Origin of the sequence: Caproiciproducens faecalis, assembly GCF_019448085.1 — a bacterium.
Classification (GTDB): Bacteria; Bacillota; Clostridia; order Oscillospirales; family Acutalibacteraceae; genus Caproiciproducens; species Caproiciproducens faecalis.
In genome coordinates, this window is record NZ_JAGFNZ010000001.1 from 786,600 (window position 1) to 803,120 (window position 16,521).

Here is a 16,521-nt window from a genome sequence, read left to right on the forward strand (position 1 = left end):
GCAGAGAAAATAAAAGGACCTTGTCCGGTTGGATACGGACGATCACTGAAGCGATATTTGAAAGGAATACAAATATGGAGTACTTACTGAAGGAAATTATGTTGCGGGTGGATAACTCGCAGACGGGAATGGCAAAAATCAACGAGTTGTGGCGTGATGTCGTCAGCGGGAAAATCCCGCTGATGTATGACAGCGCTGGGAATTTCCAGCAGGGGCTTTCCCCTGTATCGAAGTATTCAAACTATGAATCCGATGAGACCGGCGAATATGATCTGAGCATTTTTACAGCAACGGCAGAATTCTTTACTCGGATGGCGCAGAAGGTCGAGGCTGGCGAATATGTGTACTACGACTTTGATGGCGTCGATATCAAAGAAGCTGCAAATAAGGCTTGGTCGCGCGTTTGGGCAGATAAAGAGAACAAAATAATCAGAAGAGCTTTTACGCAGGACTATGAAAGCACAGTACCGGGCGAATACACGAAGGACGGCAAGGCACATTGCTATCTTTATATAGCGGTGCAAACCAACAAGTGAAGCTGTATCACGTCGGCAAGCAGGTGGATTAAAAAGACATAATATTCTTTTATCGAAGAACAGAGGTGGTATGCGGTGAAGCGCTGCATTGGCCATGCCGGAATCGAACACTGAAACAATAAATGTATTTGGAGGCAAAACATGACGATTCCGGCTAATAAGATATATCCCCGTACAGGGGACAACCAAACGATTTATCTGAAAAACGTAATCACCGACCCCAGCATCGAGATCGGCGATTACACCATATATAACGACTTCGTAAATGACCCGAGGGACTTCCAGAAAAACAATGTACTGTACCACTATCCGATTAATCATGACCGTTTGATAATTGGAAAGTTCTGTTCTATCGCCTGCAGCGCAAGGTTCCTGTTTACCAGCGCCAATCACACGATGCGTTCGCTTGCCACCTACACCTTTCCTGTTTTCTTTGAGGAATGGGGACTTGACGTCAAGAACATTATGGACGCATGGGACAACAAGGGCGACATCGTGATCGGCAGCGACGTATGGGTCGGCTATGAAGCCGTAATCCTGCCCGGTGTGACCATCGGCGACGGCGCAATCATTGGTGCTCGAGCGGTTGTAACGAAGGATGTCCAGCCCTATACCATCGTCGGCGGTGTTCCGGCAAAGCCCCTGCGCAAAAGGTTCAGCGACGATACGATCGCAAGCCTCGAATGTCTGCGCTGGTGGGACTGGCCGGAGGAAAAGATTAAACAAAGCCTCACTGCGATACAGTCTGGAAGTATTCGCTTTTTGGAGGAAATCGGGAGGAACTACAATGAAAACTGAAAACTTTCAAATCAATCATATCTCCGCTGTTTTATACGGAGAACCAAGCCAAAAGGCCTGGCTTTTTGTCCACGGTCAGGGCGGCAGCAAGGAAGAAGCTGAGGCGTTTGCCGCAATCGCGATCCCTGCCGGGTATCAGGTTCTTGGCATTGACCTGCCGGAACACGGAGCGCGCAAAGGAAAACAGGACAGCTTTGATCCGTGGTCAGTTGTTCCGGAGCTGCAATCCGTCATTTCGCACATGAAAACTCGCTGGGCCAAAATTTCTCTTAGAGCAAACAGCATTGGCTCTTATTTTTCCATGCTTGCCCTTGCCGATGAACCTATTGACAAGGCGCTGTTTGTATCGCCTGTCGTGGATATGGAAAAGCTGATTATTGATATGATCGGCTGGGCCGGTGTGAGTGAAGAACTCCTTCGTTCCAAAGGAGAAATTCCGACCGATTTCGGTCAAACGCTCTCCTGGCAGTATCTCTGCTGGGTGAGAGAGCATCCGCTGTCAGGATGGCACACCCCAACCGCAATTCTCTATGCGGGGCAGGATAATTTGACCTCGCGGCAAACGATTGCAGCCTTTGCCAAGGCGCACAATACATCGCTTGAAATTTACGAACCCGGTGAGCATTGGTTTCATACCCCGGAACAACTGAAGGCACTTCAGGAATGGGAACGCAGCTGCATTTGAATTGAATAAACAACAATCCGGTTTGTAGAAAAGTTATCGAAGAGCCAGACGCACAGACGCAGAGCCGATAACCACGGGAAAACTCCGTTGGTTATCGGCTCATTTTGGTTTCTGCTGGCCGCCCAATGCGGCTTTCACAGCTGCATTGATGATTTTCATGGATTGTTCATCACAGTAGTGAAAAAACCATATGTGGCCCGCTGCCGGGGCTTCGCGGCTTTATTTTCAACATGGATTTGGAAACGTAGGTGCGAACTGTCTCTTCAACACGGAGCTTGGAAGGGCGATATGAAAATGAAGAAAGCACGGAACCTGTGATTAAAAAATGCAATGTTTTTGTATTGCATAATCTATACAATAGCCACCCTCATGAACAGTGTTTTGTACCTGTCAAACGGAGTCAGAAATGACCCGAACGGCAACTGGCATGAAATAACAAGGGCGATTATTGTATGGATTGGCGTTATTGCCTTTGAGATGGCAACGCGCATACCGGTCAAAAACGTGTTTCTGCGAGCTGCTGCTGCATATATTCCAACGCTGCTATTGGCTTTTTTAGCAGTGTGGTCAACCAGTTTTATTGAGCCACTGGCTTCCATCATTATAATGTCACCAGCGACAACGGGATGGTAGGCAGTCAACCATTCGCTCCATGCTTGCTTGCAGCAGGTCATTTCACGAATGTCCATAATGTCTATGCCCTCTGCTTTCTGCCATAGATTTTTCCACCAATCAATCGAGCGTATCGTCCTTGCTACTTCATCATTCCAGAACGGCTGCATTTCATTGGGAACATTGTTTCCGAATTCATATTTTAGTCCGGGGATTGCCACGGCGATATAGCCGCACTTTTTTACCAAAGGCACAAGTGGCGGGAGTATTTTATCTGTATCGCCAAAATAATAGTAAGCGTCCACTGAGGTAGAGCATACCGACATAACAAACGAGACTATCAGCATAATGAGCAGAGGCGGCACGATATTCTTACCCGCCCCCTGAAATGCGGAGGCAGGCAGTGCAATTTGCAGGATTGCTGAAATCAGTGCGCCACAGACAATAAAACGTCCCACATTTAGAAGCTCCATTCCTCCATGACGGAAAAATCCATCCCCGTTTAACAGCGCGCTGGCCAAGTGTGATTTCAGAAAGGTTTCCATTTTTCTCATCAACGAGATTGAAGGAGAGCAAATTACCGGAGAAAGCGAACCGGATCAGATTCTGAATGTCATGCTGAGTTGGTATCCGGATGCGAAAGTCGTGCTGACGCTTGGAAAATCAGGTGTCGTCTATCGAGATAAAGAGCACAAATATATGCATGGTACCTATCTTGTGGACGTTGTTGATACAACGGCCGCCGGGGACACGTTTACCGGATATTTTCTTGAAGCGTACTTAAATGGAAGCGCGGTTCCGGAGGCGCTGCGCGTGGCATCCATCGCATCGTCAATTGCTGTGTCCAGGAAAGGAGCGTCTGATTCCATCCCTTATTGCAAAGAAGTAATGGAGTCACGTTTGGAACTGGTACAAGAATGAAAGAAGGCTCCCGGCTTTCTAACTATAAATCAGTTTTGGTGTAAATACCGCTTCTTAATTGCCTATGAAGCCTTGATACTAACTTTTTTGAATAAATGCCGAAAGAATACCCGCACCATTACGAATGACCCTTTAGTGGTCATAATGACAAAAGCAGGCTGATGATGTTTCAGCCTGCTTTTGGTTGCGTCTATTTCGTTTTGCTTCTCGATCTGCTATGATATTGTTAATACTATGTATAAATGATTGGAAATTTATCGGGTAATTTTGAACTGCGGATTATGAGCATACTATGTAGCTGATAAAATCGAGCGGTCCGGTACCCCTCATAGGAGTCGGTCCGTTCTTTTTATAAACATTCTAAGTACCTGCCAGTCATTACTATATAAAGCTAGTGAAAACCACTTCGATGGATGGTATTGTGATGGTCAAGCGTTTTTGTAACACAACTGTCTAAATTGATTCAATCCATACCTTGCCTCATAGGGTGTTCGATAATCATTGTACGAGTGTGGGCGTACCTGGTTGTACCAAACATAGGCGATCTCTGAAACAGCATGTGCCAATTCTTCATCGGTTCGAAAGTTGAAGCGATTAATCAATTCTGACTTAAAAGTATTGTAATAATTAATCAAATCTATGACTATTTTGAAAAGAGCGGGTGATGAAATGGTAAAATATAAAAGAAGTTTAAAAGCGTATTTATTATTATGGATAGCATTTTTTATGCTTTTGGGGGCAAGCATTTTTGTTGCACAAAAATGGGCTTATTGAATTTATAATAGTATTTTGCTTTTTCGAAATCCCTTCGTTTGTTGCGTACCAATAGGATACCAAACAATAACGATTGATGACAGCAAGATTAGTTTCAATTTGTGGTTTATAAAATTACGAACATTTTCGTAATCGGAAATTTGTGAAACTAACATGTAGCATGCAGAAGACTGACATGCTCTACTCTAGGCTCAGCCGATGATGAAATTATATAACTCGTCACAAAAATCCTCGTTCGCCATCCATGCAGCAATCTCACGCGCCTTTGCCTTGTAGGACGGGGTGTTCCAAAGGTCAAGTAGCTTGGATTTTAGGTTTTCATATTTCAATTTCGCGCAGTATATCCCTCTAGGACCCGCTCCGGATTCGGCGATGATTTCGTCCCACATCGGTTGATCGACTGCGTGTGGTATCGCCATCGTGGCGCAACCGGCTTTCAGCGAGGAATGGACTGTCCCCGCACCGCCGTGGTGAACCGTCGCATACATCTTGGGAAATAGCCAGTCGTAGGGGACAGATTTCAGGAAAAGTATATTGTCTTTGTCATACGACTGAGGTTCCGCCAAACCGCCGCCGGAGACAGTCAAGATAGCAGGGATGCGGCAATCGCCAAGCACATCTAATAGCAGTTTTGTCTTTTGAATATCGATTGAAGGTTAAAAATGTGTTTTTGAAGAAGGAAAGTCCTACGGAGAAGCAGCAAAAAAATACCAGATAAACAAAAGCATGATTCAAAAATGGGTTGCCGCTTACCGAAAGCACGAAATTGCGGGTATTGAGAAACATCACGGCAATTATTCCGGTGAATTTAAACAACAGGTCGTTAAGATATGCTGAAATCCGGTCTTTCTTTACGCCAGACAGCAGCCAAATATAATGTTGCCGGAAGTAATATCGTGGAAATTGGAAGCGTCTTTACTTGGAGGAAGGGCCGGAAAATTTGTATGTAGACCGCAGGGGTAAATCAAGCTCATAAAATAATAGTTTCCCCATGTAGATCACGCCAAGTCTACATGGGGAAATCTCTAAAATCAAGCCGCGTTTTCATTCATAAATAGCCACACTAACCCCAAGCGGACCATAGCCCCGCCGAAGCGCATGGCTTTGATCCGCCGCTTTGTCTATTGGTTTTCTTTTTCGAAATAATCTTCCGCTAGCTGGATAAAACGTCTCGCCGCATGGCTCAGATACCGGTTTGACCGGTAACAGGCACATAGTGACCAGGAGGGGTGGTCGGAAAGATAAAAGCACGCGATGTCGTCTCGATCCCTCACATAATAATGGGGAAGGATGGAACAGCTCAGGCCGTTTTTTACCATGGAAATGTTCGCCCGGTTGCTGGCTGTTGTAAGAAAAATATTCAGATCCAGTCCATGCCGCGAGAAAATGGAATCAATGATCTTTCTCTGCGTGGATTCCTGATACATCAGGCTGAAGGTCAGACTTTCAAGCTGTTCCGCTTTCAGAACGGTCATTGGCTTTCCGGGGGGAGCCGCGAGCCCGGCCAACGGATGTGACGGCGGTACGATCAGGACAAACTCTTCCTTCAGAAGCGGTTTCAGCGTCAACCCGGGGATATTTTCCGGCGTCAGAGATACAAACCCCAGATCTAGCTCTTCATTCAGCAGCATTTCCAGCTGCTTTTTCACGCCGATTTCCCTAGGAAGGATGACAATTTCAGGGTAAGCCTGATAGAACTCCGGGTAAACGGACATAAACATTTCCATTCCACGCTCCGGGGCAAAAGCGAGGGACAAAGTCCCCTTTTGCCGGTCGGCAAGATCCTGAATCTTGTTGTACGCCTCATTCTTGAGAATCGAAATTCGTTTCGCATAGGAAATGTAGATCTTTCCTGATTCCGTCAGCGAAAAATTGTTACGGGAGCGAACAAAAAGCTGAGTGCCGAGCTCGTTTTCCAGCTTCAGCAGCTGCTGGTCCAACGCGGACTGACTGATAAAAAGTTTGTTGGCGGCTTTTGTGATCCCGCCTTCTTCCGCTATGGTGAGAATAAAGCTGATCTGTTTCGTATCCATATAATCTCTCCGTTTCGCTCTGAATCACGGTACACCGCTTTGCTGTTATCATAGTACGGAAAAAAGCGCAATGCAAGCTCTATCCCGGATAAGGTGAATAGAATTTGATAAAATAACAAATTGCTTTAGAGAAAAAACGTAAAAATTGGAATGGTGAAAAGGCTGAGCAGGGTTGTAACAAAGACACATTTGGAAGCGAAGCTGGCATCTGCACCGTATTTTTCACCGAGAATCGCCGTCGTTGAACCGATGGGCATACCGGTCAGAACGACCGCCACAGCGGTTGCCAGCCGTTCAAACCCCGTGGCTTTCAGCGCAATCAGCGCACACCCCGGCAGAAAGATCAGGCGGACAAAGGAAAGGAACAGAGCATCCTTACTGAAAATTGATTTTAAGTCGACTTCCGCCAAAATGGATCCCACCACAATGATGGAAATTGCCGTGGTGCAGTTGCCCATACCGGCAACGGCGGTATCCACAAAGCCAGGCAGGCGGATTTTCAGCAGCATGCGGGCAAGGCCGAGCTCCACCGCGATGATTCCCGGATTCAGCAAGACATCGCGGACCCAGTTGCAGCTTTTTCCTTTTTGAAACATGGAAACTCCCGTGCTCCACATAAAAATGCGGTTCGGAATAATAAAAATGGAAGCGTAAAACAGCCCGGTCGCGCCGTAAGCGCTCTGAATTACGGGCAGACCGGCAAAGCCGGAATTTGCCACCAGAGTCCCGTAACGCAAGATGCTCGCCTTTTCCTGTGGGTAGCGGCGGTAGATCAGCCACCCTACAAACCATGCAAAAAAGCTCAGTGCGAAAGCCACAGCCAAAATCGCGGCGGCGGAAATCATCTTCTGAGCGGAAATTTCCTGATGAAAAGAATTAAACACCATACAGGGCAAAAGGATCATGACCAGCAGATTGGTGATCCCGCCGCGCACAGACTGCGTGATTACCCCGAGCTTCTGCATCAGATACCCCACGGCAAGATAAATAAACAAGGAGGCCTGAACCCCCGACATCACTAAAAATTGATTCATGATAAAATATGAAAAGGAACAGCCCGGCAGAAATACCCGGTCAGGGCTTTCTGCGGCTGTCCTTAGTTGAACCGGAAAAACGTGAAACACTTTCCCCGGAACAGGTAAATTGTGGCGGAATGCTTTGAAAGCAGTCCGGCGGATGAGGATGCCGGCGCGCGGCAGGGCGCCGCGAAAGTCCCTTTCCGTTCCGCAGGTGGAAAGAGCTGCCGCTCTGACGGGCGGGAGAAGTACCCGCTCGCTGTTGCTGCGGTGAAGAAACATACTTAGCTCCGTTTTTCGGAATCGCTTAGAAACTCAGAATCACAGCCAGAAATCGGTCTGGCAGAACTGAATTTCTCCGGCGCATAGGGTCATCTGCGGAACAAGCAGAACATTACCCTGCAGGGTGTCGTTTTTCCAGTCTTTGTGCAAAACAGGGATATTCTTCTCCTTTAAAACTACAACATCCGCGTAAGCACCCGGCTGCAGCGTGCCAATCTGTCCGGCCATTCCCATAATTTCCGCCGGAACCTCTGTTACTGTTCTCAATACGGTCATGAGATCCAGTCCAAGGGTCAGATATTTTGACAAAACGGTAGGAAGATTCTTGTCGTACGGCGGCATATTAAATTTGTCATTCGTAAGGTCCGAACTGATAATATCCGGTAAAAAGTTTTTAGCCAATGCTCTTTTAGCGGTTTCGATCCCGAAGTTTCCTTTGCCGTTAGCGGCGTCAAACAATACGCCCCGTTTTCTGGCTTGTAGAACGCCAGAATCAATTTCCCCGTTTTCCAGTACCAGATTATTGCCGGAGCCTTGAAAGCAGTGGCAGAAAATGTCACCCGGCCGCAGGCACGAAGCCAGATCTCCCGCGGAAACAGGGGAATTTGTGGTGTGAACACAGACGCGAAGCGCAGTCCCCAGTCTGGCATTGAGCAAATCCGCCAGTTCGACTGTTGCCTTCAAATAATCCATTCCCTTGTCGTCCGGTACTACTCCTCTGGAAAAGCGTATTTTTAGACCCAGAATGTTGTCTCGGTATTTGTCCACAATCCGTTCCATTCGCTCCAGATTGAAAAGCGCCGGATTAAAGTCTTCACAAAGCTTTGGGTCCAGCTGACCGCCGGAATAAACGGTGAGAAAGCTTTTCAGCCTTACCGTCGAAGGAACCACCACGGTTTTGTAAAAAGATTCAAAATTGGCAGTGCCGGAAGTTCCCGCGTCCACCGCGGAAGTCGTTCCCTGCGGAATCATGAAATCAGGCCGGATTGCAATGGCGCTTCCCTCATAAAACACATGCGTATGGAAATCGATCAGCCCCGGCGACACAATGCAGCCGGTCGCATCGATGATATGATCGCATGAAACCGCTTCCCCCTGAGGGTCAACAATCCGGTTGTTACATATCACCAGATCCTGAATCCGGTCTAAGCCAGTACGGGGGTCCATGACCCTTCCGTTTCGTATAATATAACTCGCTTTCATTTTTTTAAATTTCCCTCTCCGTTATAAGATAATCAGATGATTCCGATTGAGCCCAAAATGCACGCGAGAATCGCACAACAAAACGGCATCAGCGCACAGGTAATAAATACATGCTTGTAAGTATCTTTCTGCGAAGTTTTCGCAATCTGGTTACAAACCACAATACCGGAAGCGTGAGGCATAGCATCAAATCCGGAAGAAGCAATACAGACCATGCGGTGCAGGAAGGAGGGATTCAGTCCCGTGGCAATCATATAATTTCCCATGCTGTTCAGGAAGATGTTGAGACCGCCCATGGACGAGCCGGTAATTGCTGCAATCACATTGATGGAAAGCAGAGCCATAATCAGCGGGTTAACGTTCATGCCCAGCAGCCCTTTAACAATCTGAGAATATGCAGGGGAAGCTGAAACAACACCGCCGAAGCCCATGATCGCGGAGGTAGCAATCAGGGCACCCAGGCCGCCCGAAGCCCCGTCGCAGATTGTTTTCTGGATTTTCAGCTTGTCTCGGTACAGGAAGCAGCCGACGACGATCGCCAGTATCATGGAGTAAGCGACCGCATACGAAGAAGGGATTTTTGTGGCTTTCTGCAAAATAAACATTGCTACCAGCAAAAGGATGATCGGCACATAGCATTTCCAGATTGCCGGCAGTTCTCCGTTGTCTGCGGCATTTAAATCCATAATGACTTCACCCTCGTTAGCCGTGAAGTGCTCTCCTTTCGCTTTTGCCTTTTTCATCTGCCAGTTGAGATAAAAATACGCTGAGGCAAACATGACCACGGAACAGATCAGTCCTATGGCGGAACCGGCATAAGCCGTTGTATGAAAGATCGTTGTGGGCAGCAGGTTCTGTGTAGAAGGTGAGCCTGGCAGCATCGCCATACAGACTGTCACAGGAGAAACCATGATGGTTGCAACGATTAATTTCTTTGAAATATCCGCTTTTTGAAACAGAGCAACCGCAATGGGATAGATGGAAAAAGCGATGATAAAAGTTCCGATACCGCCATAAGACAGCACCGTACCGGTAATCATGATGACAAGAATCACATACTTGTCTCCCAAGACTTTCAGTAGGTTGTTTGCAATGCCGATCGATGCTCCGCTGTCACCCATGACCTTTCCGAAAATAGCTCCGAGCATAAAGAGAAGAAACCAGTTTCCAGCGAAAGAACTCATTTGGGCCATAAAACTTTTCGTCAGTGTATCGGTAAGATTCATGCCATTAAATGCAATTACGACCAAAGCGCCCAACAAAGATACAATCGCCATGTGCCAATTTTTCCAAATTGTGAAGATAACTACGGCAACCGCTAGTATTAGTCCAATAATCCCTACCATAATAATTTCCCTCCAGTAAATTTTTTGCTATCACAGAATTCACGAGAAACCGAATACGATTGGCTTACCGAAGTACCAAACGCCTTTTCATTGCAGACTCCTCCCCCTCAAAATACTCTATTGATAAAGCCGGAAAATTTCAGCGCACCAGACAGGGACGTTTCGCATCGAATTTCCAGCCAGGAATCAGGTACTGCATTCCAATGGAATCATTGCGGCCCCCCAGGCAGTTTTCCAGATAGAGCCGGTGCGCTTTTTCTAGCTGACCGCGGTCGATTTCCACTCCGAGGCCGGGCACGCCGCGCCGCACGGCGACGCATCCGTTTACGATTTCAGGGCTCTTTTCACAAAGACGCTCGCGGCCCTCCTGCCAGATCCAGTGGGTATCGATTCCGTTCAGCTTTCCTGGCACCGCTGCAGCCGTATGTGCTACCATCGCAAGGGAAATATCAAAATGATTGTTGGAGTGGCATCCCCAGGTCAGACCGAAATCATTGCAGAGCTGGCCCACTCGGACGCTGCCGGTCATTGTCCAGAAATGCGGGTCCGCCAGCGGGATGTCCACACTGTTCAGCGCGAAGCTGTGCGCCATCTGTCTCCAGTCGGTGGCAATCATGTTGGTGGCCGTCGGCAAACCTGTGGCGCGGCGGAATTCCGCCATGATCTCACGGCCACTGAAGCCGTCTTCCGCCCCGCAGGGGTCTTCACAGTAAGTCAGAACACCGTGCATATCCCTGCAGAGTTCAATCGCATCCTTCAGGAGCCATCCACCGTTGGGGTCCAAAGTAATACGGGCGTTCGGAAATTCCTTTTTCAGCGCTTTGACGCATTCGATCTCCTCCTTGCCCGCGAGCACACCGCCCTTCAGTTTGAAATCCTGAAAACCATATTTTTCATAGGTTGCTTTCGCCAAACTGACAATCGCATCTGGGGAAAGAGCCTCCTCGTTGCGCATGCGGTACCATGCGCAGTCGCCGTCTTCTTCATGGTCATAGGGCAGGTCCGTCTTTTTGCGGTCGCCGATAAAGAAAAGATATCCGAGCATACGCACGCTTTCTCTCTGCTGACCGTCTCCAAGCAGTGACGCCACCGACTCGCCCAGATACTTTCCCAGCAAATCCAGAAGCGGAGTCTGAATGGCCGTCAGGACATGTACTCCGACCCTCAGGTCGAACGTCTGGGTTCCGCGGACATCTTTCTCGTTCCTGCGGGAAAGATAATGGCCGACCGCCAAAACCGTATTTCTATAATCGCCGACTCCGGTGCCCTCGACAAGCGGTTTCACCTCTTCTAGTGCAGAGGTGATCTTCTGACCGCCCGGCACCTCACCCACACCGGTCCTTCCCTCAGAATCCGTCAGAACGACAACATTTCTGGTAAAGTAAGGGGCATGGGCTCCGGAAAGGTTCAACTCCATGCTGTCTTTCCCCGCGACCGGAAACACTTCCATTTTTAGCACAGTTGGTGTCAAGGTTTTTCCTCCTAATAAGTACTGAATCATATTGATTCTAAAATTATTTTTGAGATTTAGACATTTTGCACATATTTTTTCTCAATTTGTTGATGTTATTATTATATCGTTAATTTTTGAATAAGTCAAAACGGATAAACTTATAGATCTATTCAAAATTTCGAATCATGTCACGACGCAGCACTGTATTTGTGCACAGTAAGCACATCCCTCCGACATGGCGCGCCGATTTGGGCGATTCGCCTGAATCAGAGCCATAAAGGATAGCAATTCAACCTAGATATAGTGTATCAATCGAATCATATTGCTTGCCTATTACTCGAAGTGTATCAATTTTTTACAAAGTCCAGAAGCAGCACTAACATTCCATTTACAAAATAAACGTGTTCGGATTTAGCGCGGTTATTTCCACCGTGGAAAAAAATAACATCATTTCCTAATCAAGGAAATGATGTTATTTTTATGTATAACGCGTTTGATTTTGCATTTTAACGGCAATGGCAACATTAAAATCTTACTTGTTTTTATCTCTTTATTATGTTCAGCATGTTTCATTTGTCTCATAAAAATCTACATCTACTATCAGAAGTGTCCAAACACTTAGATGGTGGGGTAGAGATCGTTTTTCTGACGGGGATAGAAGTTAAGGTAGGTGGATACTCAAAATATTGTTAATCGAGTGTTTAGATTATCAAAACATGGAAACAATTTACATGGGTGATATTATGTCTAAAAATATAGAAAAAGAAGCTTTGGATAATTCACTTGATAATAATATAGCTTTGTTTAAAAGGGTATTTAAAGATGACGAGACAGTGATTTTCAGAGAATTCCAAAACAAATGGTTAAAAGCTGCACGGTGTTGTATTATCTATGTCGATGGCATGGTAAATACAGAAATTGTTAACGAAAATATCATTCAGCCTGTACTTCGCAGTGATTTATCAGAAAATATGGAAAGTGAAAATCTGTTAAAAGAATTTCAGAGTAAGATCGTCGTTTCAAATGATGTAAAGACGGAAACGGCGATTGACGCAATAGTGAAATCTGTGGTTTATGGGGATACGCTTTTTCTGTTAGACGGATATGCCGAAGCGTTGGTCATCAGTTCAAAAGGTTGGCAATCACGGTCAATCAGCGAACCGGAGTGCGCAAAAGTCGTCCGTGGGCCAAGAGAAGGTTTTACCGAATCTATCATGGTAAATTTGTCGTTGGTGAGGCGTAAAATAAAAAATTCTGATTTAAAGTTTAAGTTTAAGGAAATTGGAGAAAGGACGCATACAAAGACCTGTATCTGCTATATCAAAGATTTGGCTTCGGATGATATATTGAGTGAATTGGAGCGGCGTTTGGATCAAATTGATATTGACGGAATTATTGATTCCGGCTACATTCAGGAACTGATCAGAGACGCACCATACTCTCCCTTCGAGACGGTAGGCTCAAGCGAAAGACCCGACATTATTGCAGCGAAGCTTTTAGAGGGCAGGATAGCCCTGTTTGTTGATGGAAGTCCCTTCGTTTTATCAGTTCCATATGTTGTTGTTGAGAACTTTCAATCAAATGAAGACTATTATAATAACTACATTTTTGGAAGCATGAATCGGCTTATCAGGGGCTTTACCGCCGTAACCGCAATTACTGTTCCGGCAATCTTTCTGTCAATTGTTGCTTATCATCAGGAAATGCTGCCTACCCCGCTGCTGCTGAGCATCTCGGCTTCAAGACAGGGTGTTCCCATTCCAACCGCGGTGTCGCTATTTCTTATGCTTTTTATATTTGATATTTTACGCGAGGTTGGTATTCGAATGCCGGCTCCAATCGGTCAGGCGGTCAATATTGTTGGTGCGCTTGTATTGGGCCAGGCTGCTGTTGAAGCAAATCTGGTAAGTGCTCCGGTTGTTATTGTAACGGCCTTAACGGGGATTATGACCTTGATTAATATGAATTTTCTCAGCGCGACGATCATTTTTCGCAACTTTTTATTATTGGGAGCTTCGGTTTTAGGAATCTATGGATTTTTTATGTGCATCGTTATTATGTATCTGCATTTAATGAGCATACGTTCTTTCGGTGTACCTTACATGATGAATGTCACGCGAGCGAAAAACAGTGATGGGCAAGATGCATGGATTCGTGCGCCATGGTGGACTATGACCTTAAGGCCTAAAATTATTGCGGCAAAAAACTTGGTCAGACAGTCATCAGCAAAAAGTAAGGAGAAATAGTTAATATGAAAAAAATCAAAATTACCTTTCTGATATTGATAATTTTGATCAATTCAATATTGTTTACGGGCTGTTGGAATTATAGGGAAATAGACCAAGTCTTAATAGTTGCGGGTTTAGCTGTTGATAAAGGGATAAATGATCAATATAAATTTACTGTTGAAATTGCACAGATTAGTGGGGGGAAAGATTCAAAAACAACATCAAAAACGATTACGGCAGAAGGGGAAACCATGTTTGACGCAGCAAGGAACTTGATATCCTTGTCCGGAAAAAGGCTTTATTGGAGCCATGCAAAAGTTATCATTCTAAGTAGGAAAGTTGCGGAGGAAGGGGTGGAAAAAGTTATTGATTGGTACACTCGAGATTCTGAGACAAGGGAAAATGTTTTTCTGTTGGTTTCTGAAGAAGCGACTGCTAAGGAAATATTCGATGTAGAAAGCACCACTGAGGGGATCAAGTCTTTTATATTGGGCGAAATGATAAAAAATCAAGTGAGTTTGAGCAAAGCTCCTATAACGGATATTCTTCAGTATGGAATAGAATCAAAAACGAAAGAAATATCAACAATAATCCCCGCTGTAAGTCTAAAGAAAATGAATGATAAAATGGTAGCTCAAGTGATGGGGAGTGCAATTATTAAAAACAATAAATTGGCAGGCTTTCTAAATGGTGACGAGACAAAGGATTTGAATTTCATTAGAAATCAAGTGAAAGGCGGAGTGTTGACCGAAGAAATGCAAACGGACAATGGACCCGCCTTAGCTTCTCTTGAGATATTTAAAAGTAATACAAAAGTTGTGCCTGCCGCAGATGGTAACAAAATTAAAATAGACTTGAATATCGAAACAACAGTTGCTATTGACGAAATCGAAGGCGTGGAAAATCTTATTAGTGAGGAACAACAATTGAAACTAGAAAAAAGTACCGAAAACACATTAAAAAAACAAATTCAAGAATTAATTAGAAAAGTACAATCAGAATATGGTGCAGATATTTTTGGATTTGGGGAAAAGTTACGAGAAGATAAAGCATCGCAGTGGAAGCGCGTGAGCAACAATTGGGAAGATGTTTTTAAAGATTTAAAAGTCAACGTTGAAACAAAGGTGCATATAAAAAACAGTGCCGTGTTATCATAGATTTTTGAAGAAAGGTGATTGAACGTGATGGCTGCAGTTGCAATTATCGGGTATTTTTTTCTAGCTGTCTATGATTTAATCCCCTTATACAAGCAGAAGCTTTGGCGTGACTTTTGGGTAACTGCCATATTAGGAACCTTTTCATTTACAATTGCCATATTATTGTGCCTGAATGTTAAAATTCCAAGTCCCGAACAGCCGATTCGTGAATTGATCACTTCTATATTCGGAAAGTAGGTTTATCATGCAAAAGGAACAAATTACGGACAAGCAAGCAATTTGTATTTTCATCCCCTTCATGATTGGAAGTACACTCATTATCGGCATCGGAGGAGAAGCTAAAAATGATGCATGGGTGGCCGGAATCGTGGGTGCTATTATGGCTGTTCCCATGTTACTTGTATATGCAAGAATGCTATCGCTGTTCCCAGGGAAAGATTTATTTGATATTCTGAATATAACACTTGGAAAGGTCTTTGGGAAAATTGTTGCTATTATCTACATTCTATATGCTTTTCATCTGGGTGCACTGGTGCTTCGCAACTTTGGCGAATTCATAAATACAGTAGCCATGCCTGAAACACCAATGTTTGTCCCTATGTTCTGCATGGGGATTGTATGTGTTATTGCTGTGCGGTTGGGAATTGAGGTGTTGGGAAGAACTACTACATATTTTCTTCCACTGATATTTTTCATCTTAGTAATTGTGCAATTGCTGGTAATACCTCAAATTCATTTAAACTATTTAAAACCTATTTTAGAGAATGATACAATTTCCATATTGAAAGGTGGATTTTCTACTTTTTCATTTCCCTATGCTGAAACAGTATTGTTTATTGGTGTTTTTGGTTCATTAAAATCAAAAAAATCACCAATTAAGGTCTATCTCTGGGGAACTTTGATTTCCACAATCATCATTATTGTCACCACAATCAGAAACATTGCAGTGTTAGGATCGATGATTGACCGCTTTTATTTTCCGTCTTATCAAGCGGTGAGCAGAATTAACATCGGAGATTTCCTGGAAAGAATAGAAGTCACCGTAGCTATTGTATTTATTTTTAGCGTTTTGATAAAAGGTTCAATCTGTTTATTGGTCGCTTGTAAAGGAATCCAAAAAGTATTTAATCTAAAGGATTACAGGTCGATTGTGATACAGACGGGACTATTAATGGTCTATTTTGCTTATACGATTTATGATAATAGCATGGAGATGAAATATTGGGCCTTTAAAGTTTATTCTTATTATGCGTTTCCTATGCAAGTCATACTGCCCATTATTATATGGGCAGTTGCAGAAATTAAGAGGAAAATAAACAGTTCAGCAGAAAAGGGAGAAGCTATTCCCGAATCGACCAGCAGATAGACTTACAAACCCCACACAAAAGGGTCTATCGTATAGTATCATTAATTTACGTAAGTTGGCACAGATTGTCGTTGTGATTTTTACTGTTATTTAAAATTTTGCTGGTTCGGC

The 16,521-nt window shown here is 44.7% G+C and carries 15 protein-coding genes and 2 pseudogenes; 10 read left to right on the forward strand and 7 right to left on the reverse strand.

The annotated features are described in order from the left end of the window. The first annotated feature begins 74 nt into the window (after positions 1 to 74). From J5W02_RS03675 to J5W02_RS03695, 5 genes are all read left to right on the forward strand, one after another. Entirely contained in the window at positions 75 to 536 is a 462-nt protein-coding gene (locus tag J5W02_RS03675; RefSeq protein ID WP_219964282.1) for an effector binding domain-containing protein, read from the forward strand. 141 nt (positions 537 to 677) lie between these two features. Beyond that, the gene (locus tag J5W02_RS03680) at positions 678 to 1,334 is read left to right on the forward strand and encodes a CatB-related O-acetyltransferase (RefSeq protein WP_219964283.1); all 657 of its coding nucleotides are present in this window, start codon (positions 678 to 680) and stop codon (positions 1,332 to 1,334) included. Next, positions 1,324 to 2,019: an alpha/beta hydrolase gene (locus J5W02_RS03685; RefSeq protein ID WP_219964284.1), complete on the forward strand. Its 696-nt coding sequence runs from the start codon at positions 1,324 to 1,326 to the stop codon at positions 2,017 to 2,019. The genes J5W02_RS03680 and J5W02_RS03685 overlap by 11 nt, the downstream gene beginning before the upstream one ends. A 369-nt stretch (positions 2,020 to 2,388) precedes the next feature. Further along, positions 2,389 to 2,652, forward strand: coding sequence for a DUF6608 family protein (locus tag J5W02_RS14870; RefSeq protein ID WP_407928344.1), 264 nt, complete (start codon positions 2,389 to 2,391; stop codon positions 2,650 to 2,652). A gap of 555 nt (positions 2,653 to 3,207) precedes the next feature. After that, positions 3,208 to 3,552, forward strand: coding sequence for a carbohydrate kinase family protein (locus tag J5W02_RS03695; RefSeq protein WP_330659671.1), 345 nt, complete (start codon positions 3,208 to 3,210; stop codon positions 3,550 to 3,552). A gap of 428 nt (positions 3,553 to 3,980) precedes the next feature. Here J5W02_RS03695 and J5W02_RS14670 read toward each other — a convergent pair. Continuing rightward, a pseudogene (locus J5W02_RS14670) lies at positions 3,981 to 4,178 on the reverse strand (IS3 family transposase); the annotation flags it as partial. 13 nt (positions 4,179 to 4,191) lie between these two features. Here J5W02_RS14670 and J5W02_RS14675 point away from each other — a divergent pair. Further along, entirely contained in the window at positions 4,192 to 4,326 is a 135-nt protein-coding gene (locus tag J5W02_RS14675; protein ID WP_255575563.1) for a hypothetical protein, read from the forward strand. Positions 4,327 to 4,517: 191 nt separating this feature from the next. Here J5W02_RS14675 and J5W02_RS03700 read toward each other — a convergent pair whose 3' ends face one another. Further along, positions 4,518 to 4,943 carry a glycosyltransferase gene (locus J5W02_RS03700; RefSeq protein WP_330659656.1) on the reverse strand — a complete coding sequence of 142 codons (426 nt, stop codon included), beginning with the start codon at positions 4,941 to 4,943 and terminating at the stop codon, positions 4,518 to 4,520. Positions 4,944 to 5,013: 70 nt separating this feature from the next. Between J5W02_RS03700 and J5W02_RS14875 the strand changes: the two are divergent. Continuing rightward, positions 5,014 to 5,163: pseudogene (locus J5W02_RS14875) on the forward strand (helix-turn-helix domain-containing protein); the annotation flags it as partial. Between the two features lie 284 nt (positions 5,164 to 5,447). On the opposite strand, the gene J5W02_RS03710 reads toward J5W02_RS14875, so the two are convergent. The 5 genes from J5W02_RS03710 to J5W02_RS03730 all read right to left on the reverse strand — a co-directional run bounded on the left by J5W02_RS03710 (position 5,448) and on the right by J5W02_RS03730 (position 11,677). Beyond that, positions 5,448 to 6,359, reverse strand: a complete 912-nt coding sequence (locus J5W02_RS03710) for a LysR family transcriptional regulator (protein ID WP_219964286.1) — start codon at positions 6,357 to 6,359, stop codon at positions 5,448 to 5,450. 125 nt (positions 6,360 to 6,484) lie between these two features. Then, on the reverse strand, positions 6,485 to 7,657 hold the full coding sequence (locus J5W02_RS03715; protein ID WP_255575529.1) for an AEC family transporter: 1,173 nt from the start codon (positions 7,655 to 7,657) through the stop codon (positions 6,485 to 6,487). Between the two features lie 39 nt (positions 7,658 to 7,696). After that, positions 7,697 to 8,860, reverse strand: coding sequence for an amidohydrolase family protein (locus tag J5W02_RS03720; protein ID WP_219964287.1), 1,164 nt, complete (start codon positions 8,858 to 8,860; stop codon positions 7,697 to 7,699). Between the two features lie 32 nt (positions 8,861 to 8,892). Beyond that, entirely contained in the window at positions 8,893 to 10,206 is a 1,314-nt protein-coding gene (locus J5W02_RS03725) for a GntP family permease (protein ID WP_219964288.1), read from the reverse strand. Between the two features lie 139 nt (positions 10,207 to 10,345). After that, on the reverse strand, positions 10,346 to 11,677 hold the full coding sequence (locus tag J5W02_RS03730; RefSeq protein WP_407928345.1) for an enolase C-terminal domain-like protein: 1,332 nt from the start codon (positions 11,675 to 11,677) through the stop codon (positions 10,346 to 10,348). Positions 11,678 to 12,375: 698 nt separating this feature from the next. Here J5W02_RS03730 and J5W02_RS03735 point away from each other — a divergent pair. From J5W02_RS03735 to J5W02_RS03745, 3 genes are all read left to right on the forward strand, one after another. Then, a complete protein-coding gene (locus tag J5W02_RS03735) occupies positions 12,376 to 13,905 on the forward strand; it encodes a spore germination protein (RefSeq protein WP_255575530.1) in 1,530 nt (509 codons plus the stop codon). Between the two features lie 5 nt (positions 13,906 to 13,910). Next, a complete protein-coding gene (locus J5W02_RS03740) occupies positions 13,911 to 15,044 on the forward strand; it encodes a Ger(x)C family spore germination protein (protein ID WP_219964290.1) in 1,134 nt (377 codons plus the stop codon). 244 nt (positions 15,045 to 15,288) lie between these two features. Next, entirely contained in the window at positions 15,289 to 16,410 is a 1,122-nt protein-coding gene (locus J5W02_RS03745; protein WP_219964291.1) for a GerAB/ArcD/ProY family transporter, read from the forward strand. The last annotated feature ends 111 nt before the right edge of the window (positions 16,411 to 16,521 follow it).